General features: G+C 71.3%; 2 protein-coding genes and 1 pseudogene. All 3 read right to left on the bottom strand.

Features of this window, described 5'->3' with window-relative positions:
* Window positions 1-815, bottom strand: an 815-nt coding sequence (locus DI269_RS27560; protein ID WP_112133595.1) for a mechanosensitive ion channel family protein, incomplete at its 3' end; no start/stop codon positions are given.
* A gap of 81 nt (window positions 816-896) precedes the next feature.
* Window positions 897-1472, bottom strand: coding sequence for a dCTP deaminase (dcd, locus tag DI269_RS02695; RefSeq protein ID WP_112133594.1), 576 nt, complete (start codon window positions 1470-1472; stop codon window positions 897-899).
* Window positions 1473-1508: 36 nt separating this feature from the next.
* Window positions 1509-2628, bottom strand: a pseudogene (locus DI269_RS02690) (hypothetical protein); the annotation flags it as partial.

The following is a 2628-nucleotide window of genomic DNA, read 5'->3' as shown; positions in this document are numbered from 1 at the left end:
CCCTCGCCCGCCGCGCCCGCCTCGCCCATCGCGGGCGCGCCGGCGGGCGGCACGGGCGCGTGCACCTGCGTGTTCGTCGCGGCGTCGTACCGCTCGGAGCTGTACGTCTGCGACATGGACGCGGTCGCGTCGTGCGTGGACGCGTCCTGCATGTCGTCCTTCATGCGCCCGGCCTCGGTCTCGGCGGTGGAGAGCATCCGCTCCCAGCGCTCGCGCATCGGCGCGACGAGCCCGCCGCCGACGCCGACGATGGTGACGCCGGCGATGATCGCGAGGACGGTCCACATGATCGGCGTGGTCACCGTGGTGGCGATGCCGACCTGCCCGAACGCGGCGACCGCGCCGAAGAACACGATCGCAACCTGGCAGATCCGCGCCACGGTCTTCCCGTAGCCGGTGTTCTCCAGCGTGCCGGCGACGATGTTGAACACGAAGTTCGCGATCGCGAAGGCCACCACGACGATGACGAGCGCGACGAACAGCAGCGGCAGCCAGGCGACGAGCTGGTTGAGCAGCGTCGACACCGGGTTGTTCCCGAAGGCCCCGAACGCGAGCTGGAGCGTGAACAGCAGCAGCATCGCGTACACGACCCGGCCGAGCAGGTCGCTCAGCTCGAACTTGCCGGTGAAGCGCCGCAGGCCGGACCGCTCGCCGACCCGGTCGAGGCCGACCCGGTTGAGCAGTTTCCCGACGAGGCGGCCGATCCATTTGGAGACGAACCAGCCGATGACGAGGATGGCGAGGAACGCGAGCGCACGCGGCAGGAACGCGACGACGCTGTCCATCATGTTCTGGAAGCTCTGCGTGAAGTTCATACCCCGACGGTAAGCCCGATAGCACCCGTATTCAGGCGATTCGCTCGATTGGGGGTCCGCGGCGGTGTAAGTTCCGCGCGTTTACGTCGGCCAGGTGCGCCAGTGCATCCACGACTTCGACGGGGTGGGGCCGCGCTGGTCCTGGTAGCGGGACAGGTTCGCGCCCTGGCCGTAGGGCTTCTCGGCGGGGCTGGAGAGCCCGAACAGGCACAGCTGGCCGATCTTCATGCCGGGCCACAGGGTGATCGGCAGGTTCGCGACGTTGGAGAGCTCCAGGGTGACGTGCCCGGAGAAGCCGGGGTCGATGAACCCGGCGGTGGAGTGGGTGAGCAGGCCGAGGCGGCCGAGGCTGGACTTGCCTTCGAGGCGCGCGGCGAGGTCGGCGGGGAGGGTGATGACTTCGAGGGTGGAGGCGAGGACGAACTCGCTGGGGTGGAGCACGAAGGGCTCGTCGCCGGCGACCTCGACGGCGGAGGTGAGGTCGTCCTGCTGCGCGGCGGGGTCGATGTGCGTGTACTTCTGGTTGTTGAAGACCCGGAAGCGGCGGTCGAGGCGCACGTCGATGCTGGAGGGCTGCACGAGCTCCTCGTCGAACGGGTCGATGCCGAGGCGGCCCGACTTGACGGCATCGAGGATGTCGCGATCACTCAGCAGCATGGGCCCAGGTTAACGGGCCCGGGGCGCGATCCTCATTCAGGCTCCGGGCGGCACGGCGTACGCCACGGTGCCGAGGTCGACGAACTCCCAGCCGTCGGGGACGAGGTCGGCGCACTGGTCGAGGTCCTCGGCGCACACGATCGCGTCCACGTCCTCCGGGTCGGCGCCCGGGTGCCCCGGGACGACCGAGTCGAGGGCGAGGATCTCGGCGTCGGGGATGAGGATCCACCAGGGGTACTCCCAGGAGTCGTTGCCCTGGACCAGTCCGACCGTCTCGGGTTCGGCGGCGTTGACGGCGGCGGCGGCCTCCTTGTACTGGGGGAGCCATTCGAGGCGGCGCACGAACCGCTCCTCCATGTCGGTGAGGCTGAAGACCGACCAGGCGCCGGTGAGGCGCCGCGGGTAGCCGTAGGCGACGGTGAGGAGCCCGGCGATCGAGGCGAGGACCGCGAACACGGAGATGGCGCTGACGGCGGCGCGGCGGCGCCGCTTGTCGCCGGCGGATCTGGCGATGCCCTTGACGAGGGCGGCGGCGAGGAGTCCGGCGGCGGGGGCGCCGAGGACGACGAGGAAGACGACGAGCCGGTTGACCCACGGCTGCCAGGAGACCGTGCAGGCCACGGCGATGAAGGCGAACGCGAGCGCGGCGGCGTAGGCGCGGCGCAGCCGCGGGCCCTTGACCGCGAACCAGGCCAGGCCCGCGAGGGAGGCGAGGCCGGTGAGCGGGAACGCGGCGCGGTCCTCGTCGGGATACCAGGCCGGGACGGGGAACCGGCTGGTGCCGAACGTGATCCGCGGGTCGTTGGGGTCGACGCCGAGGAGGTTCGCGAGTCCGTTGATGCCCGCGGCCGTGGCGTCGGAGAGGGGGAACAGGGGCGTGTCGAGGTTGGTGTGGGCGATGCGGAGCGCGTTGATCAGGATCAGGCGCGGGTCGGCGGTCTGGACGCCGATGGAGTCGCGCAGGACCGGCGGGCCGAGGGGGCTGCCGAAGGCGTCCTGCATGCGGGCGAGGAACGGCCCGGCGATGACGAGCATGAGCGCGATGATCGCCGCGGAGGCGAGGACGGTGCGGCCGCGGGAGGCCCACGCGCGGGAGGCGTCGGCGCGCGAGCAGCGGGCGGGGCTGCGCCCGCACAGGCACGGGCGGCGCCGGTGC

It is taken from the genome of Glycomyces dulcitolivorans (assembly GCF_003265355.1).
In the GTDB taxonomy this organism is placed as follows: Bacteria; Actinomycetota; Actinomycetes; order Mycobacteriales; family Micromonosporaceae; genus Glycomyces; species Glycomyces dulcitolivorans.
The sequence above is the reverse complement of the archived record's forward strand: the minus strand, read 5'-3'. Positions and strand labels throughout refer to the sequence as shown.